At 38.0% G+C, this 17059-nt stretch carries 17 protein-coding genes and 2 pseudogenes; 3 read left to right on the forward strand and 16 right to left on the reverse strand.

Features of this window, described 5'->3' with window-relative positions:
• Positions 1-247: 247 nt before the first annotated feature.
• From FC37_RS08625 to FC37_RS08680, 10 genes and pseudogenes are all read right to left on the reverse strand, one after another.
• Positions 248-1189: a Ppx/GppA family phosphatase gene (locus FC37_RS08625; protein ID WP_025006165.1), complete on the reverse strand. Its 942-nt coding sequence runs from the start codon at positions 1187-1189 to the stop codon at positions 248-250.
• Positions 1186-2589, reverse strand: coding sequence for a DUF2252 domain-containing protein (locus FC37_RS08630; protein WP_056945612.1), 1404 nt, complete (start codon positions 2587-2589; stop codon positions 1186-1188). The genes FC37_RS08625 and FC37_RS08630 overlap by 4 nt, the downstream gene beginning before the upstream one ends.
• Complete coding sequence (locus FC37_RS08635; protein WP_056945613.1) at positions 2582-4774, reverse strand: RNA degradosome polyphosphate kinase; 2193 nt, start codon at positions 4772-4774, stop codon at positions 2582-2584. The genes FC37_RS08630 and FC37_RS08635 overlap by 8 nt, the downstream gene beginning before the upstream one ends.
• Positions 4771-6291 carry a hypothetical protein gene (locus FC37_RS08640; RefSeq protein WP_056945614.1) on the reverse strand — a complete coding sequence of 507 codons (1521 nt, stop codon included), beginning with the start codon at positions 6289-6291 and terminating at the stop codon, positions 4771-4773. The genes FC37_RS08635 and FC37_RS08640 overlap by 4 nt, the downstream gene beginning before the upstream one ends.
• 153 nt (positions 6292-6444) lie before the next feature.
• Positions 6445-6795, reverse strand: coding sequence for a replication initiator protein A (locus tag FC37_RS08650; RefSeq protein ID WP_236697316.1), 351 nt, complete (start codon positions 6793-6795; stop codon positions 6445-6447).
• A 111-nt stretch (positions 6796-6906) separates the two neighbouring features.
• Positions 6907-7146 (reverse strand): hypothetical protein, encoded by a 240-nt coding sequence (locus FC37_RS08655; protein WP_025006167.1) that lies wholly within the window; start codon positions 7144-7146, stop codon positions 6907-6909.
• Between the two features lie 542 nt (positions 7147-7688).
• Positions 7689-8222: a hypoxanthine phosphoribosyltransferase gene (hpt, locus tag FC37_RS08665; protein WP_025006168.1), complete on the reverse strand. Its 534-nt coding sequence runs from the start codon at positions 8220-8222 to the stop codon at positions 7689-7691.
• Between the two features lie 132 nt (positions 8223-8354).
• Positions 8355-8645: pseudogene (locus FC37_RS08670) on the reverse strand (aldo/keto reductase); the annotation flags it as partial.
• A gap of 81 nt (positions 8646-8726) precedes the next feature.
• Positions 8727-9149, reverse strand: a complete 423-nt coding sequence (locus FC37_RS08675) for an N-acetyltransferase (RefSeq protein WP_056945615.1) — start codon at positions 9147-9149, stop codon at positions 8727-8729.
• Between the two features lie 2 nt (positions 9150-9151).
• The gene (locus FC37_RS08680) at positions 9152-9484 is read right to left on the reverse strand and encodes a putative quinol monooxygenase (RefSeq protein ID WP_013437941.1); all 333 of its coding nucleotides are present in this window, start codon (positions 9482-9484) and stop codon (positions 9152-9154) included.
• 135 nt (positions 9485-9619) lie between these two features.
• On the opposite strand from FC37_RS08680, the gene FC37_RS08685 reads away from it, so the two are divergent.
• The 3 genes and pseudogenes from FC37_RS08685 to FC37_RS08695 all read left to right on the forward strand — a co-directional run.
• Entirely contained in the window at positions 9620-10399 is a 780-nt protein-coding gene (locus tag FC37_RS08685; protein WP_025006170.1) for a hypothetical protein, read from the forward strand.
• 123 nt (positions 10400-10522) lie between these two features.
• Positions 10523-12055: a YfcC family protein gene (locus tag FC37_RS08690; protein WP_025006171.1), complete on the forward strand. Its 1533-nt coding sequence runs from the start codon at positions 10523-10525 to the stop codon at positions 12053-12055.
• 158 nt (positions 12056-12213) lie between these two features.
• Positions 12214-12672: pseudogene (locus FC37_RS08695) on the forward strand (MFS transporter); the annotation flags it as partial.
• Here the strand turns inward: FC37_RS08695 and FC37_RS10890 are convergent.
• The 6 genes from FC37_RS10890 to FC37_RS10150 all read right to left on the reverse strand — a co-directional run.
• Positions 12655-12819 (reverse strand): hypothetical protein, encoded by a 165-nt coding sequence (locus tag FC37_RS10890; RefSeq protein WP_236697317.1) that lies wholly within the window; start codon positions 12817-12819, stop codon positions 12655-12657. The pseudogene FC37_RS08695 and the gene FC37_RS10890 sit on opposite strands and share 18 nt — an antisense overlap.
• Before the next feature lie 403 nt (positions 12820-13222).
• Positions 13223-13852 carry a Crp/Fnr family transcriptional regulator gene (locus tag FC37_RS08705; RefSeq protein WP_025006172.1) on the reverse strand — a complete coding sequence of 210 codons (630 nt, stop codon included), beginning with the start codon at positions 13850-13852 and terminating at the stop codon, positions 13223-13225.
• An 18-nt stretch (positions 13853-13870) separates the two neighbouring features.
• Complete coding sequence (locus FC37_RS08710; RefSeq protein ID WP_025006173.1) at positions 13871-14422, reverse strand: DNA-binding protein; 552 nt, start codon at positions 14420-14422, stop codon at positions 13871-13873.
• Complete coding sequence (locus tag FC37_RS08715) at positions 14422-14652, reverse strand: heavy-metal-associated domain-containing protein (RefSeq protein ID WP_014563600.1); 231 nt, start codon at positions 14650-14652, stop codon at positions 14422-14424. The genes FC37_RS08710 and FC37_RS08715 overlap by 1 nt, the downstream gene beginning before the upstream one ends.
• Before the next feature lie 31 nt (positions 14653-14683).
• Complete coding sequence (locus tag FC37_RS08720) at positions 14684-16576, reverse strand: heavy metal translocating P-type ATPase (RefSeq protein WP_056945616.1); 1893 nt, start codon at positions 16574-16576, stop codon at positions 14684-14686.
• 227 nt (positions 16577-16803) lie between these two features.
• Positions 16804-17059, reverse strand: a 256-nt coding sequence (locus tag FC37_RS10150; protein WP_201779648.1) for a transposase, incomplete at its 5' end; no start/stop codon positions are given.

Below are 17059 nucleotides of genomic sequence, written 5' to 3' on the forward strand. Positions count from 1 at the left end.
TTGAAATATCCAAGAATTCTAACAGTGGGTCTTTAATATTCAGAGAAAATTTAATAAGCAAAACACCTTAATTTCTAAAGAGTGGTATCAAAGGATTTTATGTAGTGAGGCTTATGCCTCTTTTTTCTACCAAAAAATCCCATTGATAGAATATCATAGAAATCTATCAACAGGATTTATCATAGAGCCAAAACATCGTCATGTTTCTATCTACCTTTATACTTTAGGGTGTTTGACAAAGAGCCAATTATTCTTTTCTATTTTTACGCAAGTATTCAAACAAAATACCATCACGCAAACCGCAGTTAGAAAAGATCACTTCACTAACCTGCAAGTTACGCAATATTAAGCTAATCGGGATCAAACCACCGACGATCACGTCTGCTCGGTGCTTGGCTAAACCAGGAATCTTCATCCGTTCATCTTTATTCATGGCGATCAATTTACTAATCAAGTTAAAGATATAGTGTGGTGGCAAGTGCATCCCGTGAATGTCAGGCAGCTCATCAACTTCATCAGTAACCTCTCGTCGGTGAATCTTCGCGATTGTCCGGTTGCTACCGCCAAGTGCAATTAATGGCAAATTATGCACTTGTCCTAGCCAGCGCACCGTTGAAATTTTCTGCCCTGCCGCATTCATTGCGCTATACAAATCACTAGCTGAAATGGTATCAGCTAAGTTATAGTTTTGCGACAAAACGACTGAACCGATTGGAATACTTACCCGTTCTTTGCAGGCAGCATTTTGAACCCAAATCAGCTCCGTTGAAGCACCACCACAATCCATGATAATGCCGTTTCTGACTGGCAAGGTATTAACTACGCCAACGTAGTCCAAGTATGCTTCGGTACTACCTGAGATCACCTGCAAGTCCAGTCCAACTTCATCTTTTACTCGTTTTAAGAATTCCACTTGGTTCTTTGCTCCGCGAACTGCAGCCGTTGCTACCGCTTTGACGACCACATTATCATATTGCGTATATCTGGTTTTAAAGTCTTTCAAAGCTTGAATCGTTCTGTTCATTGGTTCTTCTTTAAGCGTCATTTCTTTGCCCATATTTTCAGACAAACGGACATACTCTCTAAAGTAACCTATTACTGTATAGCCACCATAATCGTCTATTTGTGAAATCTGCATTCTGACCGAGTTGGAACCCAAGTCAATTACTACTAAATTAGTATTAGTCATTTTCTCTTCCTCCTCAGTCTACTGTCATATTCACCGCGCAGATACTTCGTAAAAGCTTCGTAATCTTGTTCTACTTGCTTACTATAAGCGACAGCCCAATCAGCCATACACTTATCAAATTGCCTACTTTCTTGCAAGTAGCCATAAATCATTGCTGCCGTTGGACTTTGACAATGAGCTCGGGCCAAGATGAAGGCACAAAGCGTCGCATAAGCTTCAAAGCTTTCTTTATCCAGCTTAGTGGTATCAATTGAGTCCTTCATATCTCTGAATTGACGCACATAATAGCTGCGGCCTCCTGCTTCAGTATAACCCAAGAATGGATCATAGAAGGTTTGCAAGATGCTTTGACCGGTGATTACACGGCGCCCTTCTTCATAACCTTGCTGTTTAGCTTCTGCCACAGACAAATTAGACAAATCATACTTAGATGGCATTGCTTCTTTGATTTGCAAAACCAAGTGACTACCGTCTCTACCTGTCAGTAAAACCAGATAGCAGCGTGTACCAAAGCTACCAACACCTACGCTGTAACGAATAATGTCAGTCAGTTTAAAACTGCTCAGCAGCACCTTTACATCAGGTGAAAGCTTCTTTTGGTACTCTTCCATCGCACTAACTAATTCCTGATAAGTTTGATCAGAAATCCGTCTAGCACGTGGTGGATTTTCTTTAAAGACCAGCTTGCCATTTTCTTCAGTCGTAAATTTTTTAACTACCTTATCCGAATTATTCTTTGGTGCCTTATCCGCAATTTTCTTCAAAATCTTGACTAATTGCTTATCATCACTGGCTGTATTAAAGAAATCATTGATGCTGTATGAGGCGTAAAAACGGTCGAGCAGCTTTTGACCAGCCGCATCATTAATTCCGTCTTCATAAGCCTTGGCAGTATTCTTCAATATCTTATAAAGATTATCTGGATTATAGCCGTTGATCTCACCGATTAATTGGGCACTGACCATCAGACGCTTCAAATCGCTCTCCCAATTGCCAACTCTGGTTTCATCAAAGTCATTAAGTCCGAAAAGCAACTGTCTTTCAGGTGAAGCGAAAAAGCCGAAGTTGTTTAAGTGGGCATCTCCACAAATCATCACCCAGATTTTGCTTTGCGTGCTGTGCAACAAGTCATATTCCATGACACCAGCAGTACCACGCAAGAAGCTAAAGGCATTAGCAATCATGCGCTGATGCCGCAAAGGCAATAGCTCAGGAATCATTGTATCTTCCTGTGTCTTGATCATCTCAACGGCATCCCGTTCAACCGGTTTAAAAGCACCTAGTTCATTAACTGGCACCTTTTTAGCCTGCTTCTTACCGGCCTCAATCAATTCATCTTTGCTAGCTTTTAATCGCAGCTTATCAATATTGAATCTTTTGCGTAAAAAATCCTTACTCATCCGTATCCTTCTTTTCCTCAAGGGTTAAATCATTGTCTTCTTTACGCATTACTTCAAAGACATCAGGATCTCTATCTTCATCTTCTTTTTGCTTTAATTCGCGTTCTTTTTCTTGGACTTGATGAATAAAGTACTCTTGAGAGTTAAGGGCCTTCTTACCACGACGATCAACCATTGAATATATATCATTATGAAGTACACGTGTCTTAACGTTGTCATTCCACATAATATCGTAGATATGAAGTACACGTTCCTTCAAATCTGGCTGCAAGATTGGGAATAAGGTTTCAACTCTTCTGTTCAAGTTACGCTTCATCATGTCCGCACTTGAAAGGTAGACATCTTGATTACCATTATTATAGAAGTAATAGATTCGACTGTGTTCGAGTAATCTTCCGACAATCGAATGTACTTCAATATTATCACTAATTCCAGGAATATCGGTTCTTAAGCAACAAATTCCGCGCACAATTAAGTGAATTTTTACGCCAGCGTGAGAAGCTTCGTAAAGTTTACCAATGATTTCAGGATCAGAGAGTGAATTCATCTTCATGTGAATTTCGGCTTTACGGCCAGTTTTGGCGATTTCGATTTCATTATCAATCTTTTGATTAATGAACTCACGGATATGCTTTGGTGAAATTCTTAATTGTCTGAAGTATGGTGGACGAGAATAACCAGATAGCATGTTAAATAAGTTAGTGGCATCGACACCAAGGTCGCGGCGTGAAGTGAATAAGCCCATATCAGTGTAGAAGTGAGCAGTTACGTCATTGTAGTTACCGGTACCCAAATGAATGTATCTGCGAATACCATCTTCATCACGGCGAATAACCAAAGTAACCTTGGTGTGCGTCTTAAGTCCTTTCAAACCATAGATAACATGACAGCCCATTTGTTCCAAAGTCTTAGCCCAGTGAACGTTGTTCTCTTCATCAAAACGAGCTTTAACTTCGACCAAAACTGTTACTTGTTTGCCAGCTTGTGCAGCTTGACCCAAGTATTTAATGATTGGTGAATTACCTGAAACACGATAAAGGGTCATCTTAATGGCTAAGACCTTGTCATCATGGGCAGCCTTACAAATAAAGTTTAAAACTGTGTCAAATGAATCATATGGGTGTTGAACCAAGTAATCTCTTTGTCTAATATTGGCAAAAATATCGCTTGAAAGAGCTAAATCTGGATCAACATAACCCTTGATTGGCGCATAACGCATTTTTTCATGACCCTTAACTGCATCAGCAAGTTTCTTAAGGAAGGTTAAATCAATTGGACCAGAAATCTCATAGATTTCATTCTTCTTAACCTTTAATTTATCAAACAAGCGCGAACGCAACTTTTCACCCATTGATTTTTTAATTTCAAGGCGAACAACTTTACCATGTTCACGGTCTTTCAATTGCTTTTGTACACTGCGCAAAAAGTCTGAAGTATCACGTTCAGCCACGTCCAAGTCCATGTCACGAGTAACTCGGAAAGTAGCGGCTTCCTTTACTTCGTAGCCGTCGAAAAAGCTGCTAACGAATTCTTTGATGATGTCTTCAAGCAAAACAAAACTATTGTCAGCCTTAGGTAATTTAACCAGACGCTTAAAGTTATTAGGAACTCTAAGGGTGGCGTAATAATGCTTACCATCTTCCTTGTCCTTCAAGCGAACAGCGATGTTCAATGAATCATTGGCAATAAATGGGAATGGACGGTTGGTGTCATCGGCCATTGGTGTAATGATTGGATATAGTTCATCACTGAAGTAACGTCTAACGAACTCATATTGCTGAGCGTTCAGATCTTTGACTTCTTTAATGAAAATATTCTTCTTTTCAAGCAATGGTAAAAGTGAACGCCAATAAGTTGAGTATCTCTTTTCTACTGCTCTGTGTTCTTTTTGGTTGATGGCATCAAGCTGCTTTTCAGGAGTCTGGCCTGAAGAGTCAGTTGTCTTAATGCTTGCCGCAATCAACTTGTGCAAAGAAGCAACACGAACCATGAAGAATTCGTCCACATTACTTTGCGTGATGCCCAAGAAATTGATTCTTTCAAGCAATGGATTATCTTTATTGCGGGCCTCTTCCAACACTCGGTCGTTAAAGTCCATCCAGCTTAATTCACGGTTTTTAAAATATTCCGGTTTTAAAAACGGTTTTGTTTCTTCTTTTTCGTTTCCTAAAAATGTAATACTCATTGTCTATTCATACCCTCTTGTTTTAAAACAACTTTAATGCCAAATACATCCTCGAATAACTTAACGCGTTTGTTAAATGACCAACGCTCCAGCGTAATATCTGCGTTAGTTTTCGCTCTAATCACTAATTCATTGTTTTTCTTCAGTGAAATAACGATTTGCTTGATCTTTTGTTTGTGGGATGCATCTAATGCTGTCGCAATCCGCAAAATGGCAGAAAGCTTGGCCACTGTTAATTGAACATCTGGATCCAAGTGACGGTAGTGGTGTCCACCAATGTTTGGCGCAGAATCATCTCCATCATCGATAGTCTGATAACGACAAATCTCACTGACGATTTCATTTTCACGATCTGACATGCCAATCAGTTCATTAGCTTCGATAAAATCGGCTGATTGCTCATAGCGGCGAGCTTGATTAACAAAGCTGCCGATATCATCAACGGTTGCTGCCCAACCTAACAATTCTCTAGCTGATTTAGGCAAAAGGTGTACTTTACGTAAACGATCAAAAATGTGCAAAGCAAACTTGCGTACTGCGTTAGCATGGTGTAAATCAACCAAATAGCGTCGAGCCATATTTTGAGCTGAAGTCATCATGATATCAGTATCTTTGCCTCTCTTCTCTAGCATCAAAAGGCCGGTGACAACAGACATGTCTGTAATGTAAATCGTGCCAATATTTAAGAGAGAAAGGAATTGCTTGATTGAAATGGCATTAGGAATAACGTGTTCAGCTACAGCTGGTTCCAAGTCATAGTTTTGCATGATATCGTTAAGCGACATTTGGATCAGTTGATCATAGAAGTATTGAAATTCCTCGTGCGTAATTTGGTTAGCTGAGTTTTCTTTCTTCAAATAAGTATTATTCAAGGCATCAGCGTGTTGGATAATTACAGCGGCACGCGAATTATTCTTGATCTGACGAGCCAAGTGTCCGATCTTCGCACCTAAGTAATCATTGATAACATAGATCGGATCATTAGGCGTTTCATTAGTGATTTCATTGATCTCTTGGATCTCTCGTGGACCTAAAGCCAGGCTCCAGCTTGATTCGAACTTATTGTTTTTAAACAAAGAAAGGTTGATCATTGCAGAACCAAGACTAAGCAAATAAGTGGCGTGGTCCTTGCCATCGTCATTTACTTCTGCTTGACTCTTCATCCCGCTTAAGACCTTGGCGTAGACGATTTGGCCACCATTAAGCCATTCGATCTTCCAACCAGTTCTAACCTTGATCTGATCTGCAATAAAACTGGCAGACATTTCATCAATTAATTGTTCATTGCCGTAAAACTTGAAATCCTTAATCTGATATTCTGCTAACTTCTCTTTAAAGCCTTCAATTGCATCACAGATTTTGTCCATATCTTGTTCAAAAACCTGGCTTTTACTATCAGCTTGTAAAAACGAAGGCGAATCCAGTTGTTCAATGACAGTTAGATCCTTTAGATCTACTATGTTAAGTTGAATCTTATAGGAAGACATATAAATTAAACCAAATAAAGTTTTCTTCATTTATTATTTTCACCTATTAATGCAATTACTTTAATATTATACTTTTACTCTATCTTAATTATATATTGACTTTTGATTATGATCTAAATTTTACGGCCTAATTTTGAAAAATTTAATAACAAAAAAGGCACAATTTTATGTACCTTTTTCACCCTAATGACTATATGAATTGCTTACATGTAAGGGATACAAATGGTTGGAATGTCTCTCCATTGATAGCAAGTCAAATTCAACTAGTTCGTTTTTCAATTTATCTACTGTACAAGATTTGCAGTGCATTTCTTTCATCAAATCTTCATCTGAATAAATGATGTACATGTTGCCGTCGTCATCTATCCAACCCTTATTTTGTGACTCTGTCATCCGTAGAGTAAAAATCATGTAAAGATAACGAGCATTGACACTCATATCCCTATATTTTGGGTCATGGAAGAATGCCTTTGGCGAACCATTTTGTTGTTCAGGATAATCTTGGCCCTCTTTAAATCTTAGTTGTGTTTTCATTATATCTACCTCTATTATGTTTGTTTTATTTGTTTATTAGAAAATTATTAAGCCAAGCGAATAAAAAAAGCCCAGAGCTGATATGGCTCTGGGTCTTAATTGTATTCTTAATTAACGGTAGTCCTTGAGGAAGTCGACTAACTTTTGGTAGTCGGTATCGTGCTCAGAGTCATAAGCATCAACTAAACCAACAACCTTGTTGTCTTTGGTGATGATGCGGTATTCACGCAAATCTTTCTTTTCATTTGCGATTACAGTAATTTCACCTTTACCTGGTGTTGAGTACAAACCAGGATTTAGAGCTTCATTCAATTTGTCTGATAATTGTTGGTTAAATGCAATTGTGTTCATTTGCTTTTATCTCTTTTCTTATAAATAAACTCCAACACAATCATTATAACATTTTACCTAATTATGTTAGGCTTCTTATTTTAAATTAATTTTCCTTATCTAGTCTGCAAATGCACATCATATCTGGCGTTTGAGGTGCAACATCAATCGGTGTGATTGCCTTAGTTTCATAACCATTTTGCTTAAAGAGCTTAAGATCACGTACCAAAGTGTCTGGGTTAAATGAGAGATAGATAAACTCCTTGGCTGCATCTTTACGCTAGCTTCAATAAAGCCTTTCTTAGGAGCAGTTGCAATAATGACGCTAGCATTTTCACTGTTTTTAGCTAAACGATTCATTACTTGATCAGCATTGCCGATTAGGTTCCCTTTTTATAAAATAAGATATCGATTAGCAGTGACAAGTGAAAATCAAATACTATACGTTTTTTCTGTAACTTTAAATAAGCAAAATCTTATCAATTGTATTTATGAATATTAAAAAAGACATAACCTATTTAAATGAGATAAGCTATGTCTTTTTTACATTATCTATATTAAATCTAAGCGTAAACTCTTTGCTTAAGAATACCAACATATGGCAAGTTGCGGTAAAGACCATTGTAGTCCAAGCCGTAACCTACTAAGAATTCATTAGGGGCCTTGAAGCCATAATCATCTGGGTAGAAGTCAACTACACGTGTCTCAGGTTTATCTAACATAGAAATAACTTCAACACTCTTGGCACCGCGTTCCTTCATCAAGTCGCTAAGTGCCTTTAAAGTTCTACCTGTGTCAATGATATCTTCCATGAAGATTACTGGGCGGTTCTTAACGTCTGACTTCACGTCTTGGGTAATCTTAACCTTACCAGTAGAGCTGGTACCTTCATAACTGGAGGCCCTAATTGGCTCAATTGTTAACTCGAAAGTTAATCTTTTGATCATATCACTGGCAAAGATCATTGCGCCATTCAAAACTGGAATGACGATTGGTTCTTGCCCTTCATATTTCTTGTTAAGGCGAGCTGCCATTTCATCCATGCGCTTGTTAAGTTGATCTTGATCAAATAATACTTTTTCGATGTCGCTATTCATGTTGATTATTTCCCTCTCAAATTAGTTAACGGTAAGATTTTAACATATATTTTTTTAATTTTATAGTATTTTGCTAAAATTGTTGGTCAATTTATTAATTAATCATATTTTTTATATATTATTGTTCGTGTTTTAGCGGGAGTAAATAAAAACTATTAAGATTTTACACTTAATAGTTTCTTTACTCCATTTCCTATCTAAAGCCACTGTGCCCTCAGGTGGATTTTGATTAATTGCACCGATAATTGGGTGTGGCACATACAATTCATCAAAATAGTTTACTTCATCTAGTGTGAGCTCTACGTCCATCGAATTCACAGCTGATTCAAGGTGTTTGATCTTCGTTGAACCAACGATTAGAGCAGTGATACCCTTAGCCCATTCCCAAGCTAAAGCAATTTCTGACATCTCAACACCATGCTTTTCCTGACTTTCATTACTTTAAGCTTAATACCGCTAGTCCATTATGAAAAAATACTTATTATAAATTCCTAGGCATAACTTTTATGCATCCCACTCCATTAAACAGTCGGCTGCACCAGCCTCTTGATCAATCTCTTTTTTCACTAACTTAAAACCACGTTTTTGATAAAAACTAATAGCCGCCCCATTCTTTTCATACACCGACAGCTGCAATTTATCATGCTTTAGCTTCAAAAAGTCAATCAGCTTTCCGCCAATACCGCGCCCCCGATGATCTCTTTTAACAAAGATACCGGCAATATAGTCGCCTTGCATCCCTACAAAACCAGCTATCTCGCCCTCTTCTTCATCTACATACAGCTGAGCATTCGGCAACTCTTTTTTCACCAATTCATAGTTATCATGCCAATAACTTGGATCAATAAAATCGTGTGCATCAAGGTTACCCTCAAGCCAAATCTGCATCAACGTATCTAAATCGCTCTTTTGATATTTTCTAATCATCTTTATTTCCGAATAAACTTTTGATCACTTGCAGGCACGCCGCTGTCATCTGAGATGTAGCGTTCAACGCGCATATGCAAGTCATACTTTTCACGCAAGTCAGCCAATTCCTTCATCATAGGTGAAGCATGGTGAGCCTCAAGCGCCTTTTGATCACGCCAACTATCGATTAATAAAACCGTCTCAGGATCGTCCATTGGGATAAAGTAATCATATTTTTCATTGCCTTCTTCGGCACGAATACGACCTGCAATACCCTTGTCTTCCATTTCTTGTGCGAACTTTCTGGCATCACCATTTTTGCCATTGTAATAAAGATTTACAGTCAAACTCATAATTTATCTCTCCTTTGTAAAATCGCTTTCATCAGTTATTTTACTATAATCTTGCTTATTCTTAACTTGTATTCATCGAAAGTTATCGCTAAAATTTAAGTAGAAAGTAAGCGTTATTATTTAGAGGTGAGAAAAATGTTAAACAAAAGAAAATTCCTCATCAAACTGTGTGCAGCGTTACCAGCTGCCCTGCTTTTAACGACTACTCCAGTTTTAGCTGATGAAAATGATCAAACTAATCAACCACAAACATCTGAAACAAATAAACAAAATGTAACCTACCAATCATTATATTGGCGTTGCATAAATCAATATACTGGTCAAACCTTACAAGTCATGTATGCCGATACGGTAAAAGTGGTTAACGGTGTCCCTGAGCGGCAATTCTTTAACATGGGGCAATTACCAGAGAGAATTGGTGACTTTGAGATAGCTGGCAATCCCCCTTATGGTGGACGTGCCCTTGAAGTTGATCCTAACAATCCAAGTGGTGTCACCTACATCGATTGTGCCTACTATTTGCCAAATAAGAAGGATAGTAGTAGCACAACCACTACCCATAATCAACAACATTCACAGAATGTAACAAAGGATAATCACAACAGCCATTCAGCAATCAAGAAAACAGACAAATGGCGTCACCAACACAAGATGCCAAATTCTGCTACTTCTAATTTAAACAAAAAGCAAAATGCTAGTCCAAGTAAGGCAGCTACCAGCAGTAAGCCTAATAAGAAAAAGGCAACAAGTAAGAAGAACAAACCTGCTACTGCCAAAAATCATGCTAATGTACAAGCTGAACGTAACAGTAACATCTTGAAATTCGTGGTTACTCCATTGGTGATTATGGTAATTGCCGCAATCTATATTACACGCAAGTTCTGGCACAGAAATCGCGGTAAACACGCTGAATAACAAGAAGGTCGAGTCAAGCTCGGCTTTTTTATTATATTTATATGAAATCGCTATCAAAAGATACCTCCTTAACTGTATAATAAAACTATAAATCAATAGTTATACAAGTAAGGAGGTTTTATTATGGCTACTAAAAAGAAGAAAAAGCACCAATTTCCGACGGCCTATACCGTCATCATAATTGTACTTTTGCTTGTTCAACTATTGACTTTTGTTATTCCTGCCGGTAACTATGCGACGATTGCTTATGATACCAGCAATAAAGATTTCGTAGTTACCAGACCAAGTGGCAAAAGGTACAAAGAACCTGCTACTCAGGCCACTTTAAAGAAGCACAAGGTCAACATTGCAGTCAAGAAATTTAAGGATGGCACAATCTACAAGCCAGTTGCTATTCCAAATTCTTACGAGAGAATCAATTTAAAGAAGCCTAACCTGTGGCAGGCGATCAATCAGTTCTTCACCTCACAGGTACAAGGTATCGCTCAAAGTGTCGACATCATCGCCTTCGTTTTGATCCTAGGTGGATGTATTGGTGTCGTTCACGCAAACGGCGCGATCAACTCGGGGATGCAGGCTTTATCTAAGAAAATCAAAGGTAAGCAAGTTCTGTTAATCGTCCTTGTGATGGGGCTAATTTCTCTTGGTGGTACAACCTTTGGTCTTGCCGAAGAAACGATGGCCATGTACCCAATCCTAATTCCAGTCTTCCTGCTAGCCGGGTATGATACGATGACAGTTCTAGGAACGATCTTCCTGGGAACGAGTATTGGGACCATGATTTCAACCATTAACCCATTCTCAACGATCATCGCTTCTAACACTGCTGGTGTTAACTTCGCCAGAGCTTTACCACTCAGAATTACCATGTGGGTCATCTGTACGGTAGTTGGTATGATCTATGTCATTCGCTACGCTGAAAAGGTACGTAAAGATCCTACTAAATCTGTTGTTTACGACCAATACGAAGAAGATCGTGAAAAGTACTTAAACGATGCCGACTTTAACAAACCAGCCAACTTTACTTGGCAACAAAAATTATCATTGATCATCTTCGGCATTGCCTTTATCGTCATGATCTGGGGTGTACAACAAAAAGGATGGTACTTCACCGAAATTTCGGTAGTCTTCTTAACTGCCGGCTACTTGATGGCTATCTTCTCAGGACTTTCCGAGCACAAAGTTGTGCAAGCCTTCGTTGATGGTGCTAGCGATTTGCTTGGTGTTGCTTTGACAATCGGGTTGGCGAGAGCCGTTTCCATTGTTATGGACGACAGTCACACCAGTGACACCATCATGCACTTCTTCAGCCAACAGATTTCTGGCATGAGTCCATTAATCTTCATTTGGTTCCTGTTCATCGTCTACATCATTCTGGGATTCTTCATTCAATCATCATCTGGTTTGGCCGTACTTTCCATGCCAATCATGGCACCACTTGCCAATGTGGTTGGAATCGACCGTGCTAGTGTAATTGATGCTTATAACTGGGGCCTTGGCTTTATTTCCTTGGTTGCCCCAACCGGATTAATCTTGATGAGTTTGATGATGGTTAACATCGACTTTAACAAATGGTTCAAGTGGTGTTGGAAATTACTGGTAATCGAATTTGTCTTGTGTCTAGTCGCTTTAGGCGTCGGATTGTTAGTATATTAGATTTAAAACAAAGTTTTTAGATCATTCTTTCAGCACGAGAGGATGATCTTTTTTTCAGCACGAGAGGATGATCTTTTTTTCATAGCAACCCTTGTTTCTTTATTCAAAAAGCGTATCATATACAGACGAAGAAATAATTGGATGACAGAAAATTAAATATGAAATATATTACGCAGCACAGTCATGGACTAAGTAAAAACCAGAAGTGGGTCATCGCCTCTACTTCATCAGGTTTTGCGCTTGAAAACATGGATGTGCTTTTTTTATCGTTTGCAATGAGTTCAATGATTGCGGATTTGCACCTCTCTGGTGGAGCCGCCGGGTTGATCTCCTCAATCACTAACTTAGGGATGCTAGTCGGCGGTATCTGCTTCGACATCCTAGGTGACAAGATTGGCCGGTTTAAAACTTTCTCACACACGGTTTTAATCTTCGCCCTAGCTACCGGTTTAATGGCTTTTGCCAACAACATCTATGAGATCTACGCCTTACGCTTTCTCGCTGGTATTGGTGCCGGCGGTGAATATGGCGTAGGCATTGCCTTAATCGCCGAAAACTTTGAAAGCGGCAGAATTGGTAAGATGACCTCAATTGCGGCATTAATTGCGGCTTGGATTAGGTTGTGCTGGTGAGACAGCCGCAAAATCAGCCAACTTTTCAATTTGTGCTGGGAAAACTGAAAAGCTGGTTAAGACATTCACTGAATCGTCATAAATATGCATCCCGCGATACTCATCAGAAATCGCTACACGGTGAATGGCCACATAAGGATCAAGATCATTCTCCCATTTGCCATCAAACTTTTTATAATTTGGATCAGGTCCATAAGTAATTGCAGTGTAGCCAGCAATTTTCTGATCAACGATTAAGACCCAGGCTACGCCTTCTTCAATGTCGGCTGTAATTGTTTCAACATTGAGATAATCACTCTGCCATTGCGGGTTCCCCCTCTTCTTTTAAAAGCTTTTTTGCTTCATCAATGATCGGCATAATTTGTTCAAGGTCATTTTTGGCAGCTTGACGAATATAAATTAGTGACATAGTGTCTCCCTGTTCTAAATAAAATTTTATCAAAGGAGTTGATTTTTCGCTAATTAAAAAACTACCATGCAATAATTCTTAATGAAAAAATCCACGAACCATTGGCTCGTAGATCTTTAATAATAATTAGAATAAATCAATGTGACGTAGTTTTCGTTTTAAGGTTCCTTGCTTTTCTAAGAGTACGAATTTACGCGATAAAGTTTCGGGAGTAGTACCTAAATACAAGGCTAAATCTTTCATTTTTAGTGGCAAAGTAAATGAGTTCTTATTCACTTGTTTTGCATAAGTCTGCAAATAACTCAATAGTCTATCTTCCACCTTAGGCAAACTAAGTAATTGAATTTGCCTATGCATAGCACGTACTTTAATAATATTTTGCTCTAAGAGTTGAATACTTAATTCTGGTTTCTTTTTCATTAGCGCTAAAAATTCATTTCGATTAAGCAAACAAATCTCACTATTTTCTGTAGCTTCAACATAAGTATTGATATTTGCTTCACCAAATAACCAGTTTTCACCAGCATAATCACCCGTTTTTAAAATCTGGGTAACATTCTCGCGGCCATTTTCGTCTAAAGTATAAAGGCGAGCACCACCATGAGCAACAATTACTAAATTATTACTTGATGTAGGATCCATTACTAATTCACTTTTTTGATAATTCTGATGGTGAACTAGCTCTTCTATTTGCATTTGATCATTTGTCGGTAATGCATTAAATAATGGAACTAAGTGTACACACAACTCTGCCATTCAAAAAACTTCCTTTACTTAAAAATCATCGTCATCATCATCTTCTTCAGTATATAATCCTTCACGTAATTCATGGCCCAAGAAGTTTTGTGATTGACGAATTTGTTCCTTAATCCATGTTAGAAGTTCAATTAAATTGGCACTCAATTCTGGCCAAGCTTCTTTTTGAGCTAAGGCAATTGCCTTAGTAATAAATAAGATTTGTGTATCAAAGTCTTTTACTAAAGCAAAAAGTTGGTCTTGGCCATCTTTGTACTTGCTTGCTCCGTCTTCCTCAAGCATAGTATATTCTTTAAATTGATCAGTAATAGTAGGTATGCTTTCGCCATTATTAACTAAAATCTGATTTAGCCGGTTAAACTCATTCTGTTCATATCTGATCCACTCATCAGCATGCTGCTCTAAAAACAAACTAGCTTGACCCTTAGCGAAGAACTTAGCTTGATTAATTTTTAAAGTATGAATTAGTAAATTAGCAATAATGTGACCAACCATTGCACCAGCTGTAGGCGTATGATGATCAATGTCACTTTGCTTTAACTCTGCCTTATATGCTTCTTCAGCCTTCATTAGTTTAACTCCTTTGCCTTTACATCCTTAACTTCATAGCCCATCTTTTCGATTGCTGTTTTAACATCATCAACGTCAGCCTTATCAGCATTCATCATGAACTTTAACTTACCGGCATTAAATAATACCTTAATTTGATCTGTACCATCGACATCTTCAACAGCTTTTTCAATCTTGGTTAAGCAAGATGGGCAAGTCATGCCACCTAACTTCATCATTACTTTTTGCATAAAAACCTTCCTTTCTTATCTCTTACATGTTTTATGCTAAATCTTTTTCCTTATCAGAAAATTGATGGTTATCAACTTTTCGATGATTTCTAATTAAGCGCATACCATTTAAAATTACGACTAAGATGCTAAATTCATGAATAAACATACCGCTAGCCATTTCGACATAACCTGCAAATAAGCCAATGAATAGTAACAACACGGTTAACAATGCAATTACAATATTTTCATTCATATTTAAAACGGTCCGCTTAGAAATTGATAAAGCATCGGCAATTTTACGCAAGTCATTTTTGACTAAGACAATATCTGAAACATCGACTGCAACATCTGTACCGCTACCGATTGCAATAGCCACATCGGCATTAGCCAATGCAGGACTGTCATTAACCCCATCACCGATAAAGGCAACGTGATGACCATTTTCTTGTTCCTGCTTAACAAATTGTGCCTTATCAGCTGGAAGCATTTGTCCATGAACTTCATCAATTGGCAAATCAGCCGCAATTTGTTGAGCTGTTTCTTGATTATCACCTGAAAGCATAACTAACTTCTTGATGCCTAGTTGCTTTAATTGCATCAATGCGATTTCTGCTTCTGGGCGAAGACGATCTTTAATGCCAAAAATAGCCAATTTACTTTGATCACTATTAGCCAAGACTACAACAGAGTTTCCTAAGTTACTTAGTTTATTAACTACTTGAGTTAATTTGGGATTAGCAAAAGTATTTTCTTCAATTAAGGCTAAATTACCTAAATAATACCGTTCTCGATCTAAGTCAGCTATCATACCTTTGCCCTTAACTGTCTTAGTCTCGATTTGATCAATCTTTTGCCCACTAAGCTTAGCCATTGCTTTAGCTAACGGGTGATTGCTTTGAGACTCAATGTTAGCAGCTAGGTTAACAACTTCGTCCTTATTACCACTCAGAACTTCAATTTTATTTACCTCTGGGTGACCAACTGTTAAAGTACCAGTTTTATCAAAGGCGATTTCATCGATTTTACGAGCTGCATCCATTACTTGAGAGCCCTTAAACATCACGCCATTTTTAGCTCCGTTACCAATACCGGCAACAGTTGAAACGGGAACTCCAATAACCAAAGCACCTGGACAACCTAGAACCATTACTGTAATTGCCAATTTGAAGTCTCTTGTAATTAAGCCTACAATAATCGCAATCACTAATACCGCAGGAGTGTAGTATTTAGAAAAACGATTGATCAACTTCTCAGTATGAGATTTGGAATCCTGAGCTTCCTCTACCATTTCGATAATCTTGCCAAAGGTAGTATCATCTCCGGCTGCCGTAGTCTCTACTGTCAAGGTACCATCTTCTAGAATTGTACCGGCATAGACTTGATCACCTTGTTTTTTATCGGCTGGTTTCGACTCACCATTAACATTAGCTTCATTTAGATAACCTGACCCCGAGACAATTTTTCCATCAACTGGGACTTGATCTCCGGTTTTAATCAAAATCTTTTCACCAGGATCAATAAAATCTACATCCTCTTCTTCCGTTGTCCCGTCATCTTGCAAGACTAACGCGGTTCGTGGCGCCATTTTAGTTAAATCAGATACAGCTTTACGCGTCTTTTTAAGAGTAAGTTCTTCCAGAACATCACCCAATGCAAAAAGCCAGGTAACAATTGCTGCTTCATTAAATTCGCCAATAATAATAGCGCCAACTACCGCCAATGATACCAAAACATCAATGGAAACTAATTTTACTTTCAATGATGAAATAGCTGTTAACAATATTGGAATTAAACCAATAACTCCTACTACTAGCATCAGAACTTGATAAGCAGCATTGATATGGAATAACCATTTAGCTGCTTCCGCAAGCAAAATCAGCACAGTATTAAGTGACAAAATTATTTTTTGATGTTTAACAAAAAATTGTTGAATTTTTACCATTTATATTCCTCCTTTGCTTTTCATGTTTTAGTTTAGGAGAAATGTTGTTAGCAGAAATTGACGACCATCAAGAAAAAAGCACTTAATATTAAAAACTAAGTGCTTTAAAACTAACAAATTATTCTTTATCTTTAATCTTATCCTTCAGATCGAAACTGTCAAATCTTTTGTGTAAATAGGTCTTTCTCGTAAATTGATTTTTTATTCTTTATTTAGTCAAAGTAAGATTATAAGGTGTCCTGAACCTGACCAAAGCCTTTGTGAATTCGGTTGAAGTAGCGGTCATTGTAACTCATTGCTTGGATGTCAATAAAAGTATCAAGCGACTGTTCAGTCTGAAACTCTGCTTTAGGCTTAGCCTTGCGCTTAATGACGTTGTTAAAAGATTCAATCATGTTGGTAGAGTAAATTGAAGCTCTGATCTGCCTAGGATAATTATAGAAGACCAGCAGGTCCGGCTCGATGTCTTTCAGGTTTCTTATG

Origin of the sequence: Lactobacillus gallinarum DSM 10532 = JCM 2011, assembly GCF_001434975.1 — a bacterium.
In the GTDB taxonomy this organism is placed as follows: Bacteria; Bacillota; Bacilli; order Lactobacillales; family Lactobacillaceae; genus Lactobacillus; species Lactobacillus gallinarum.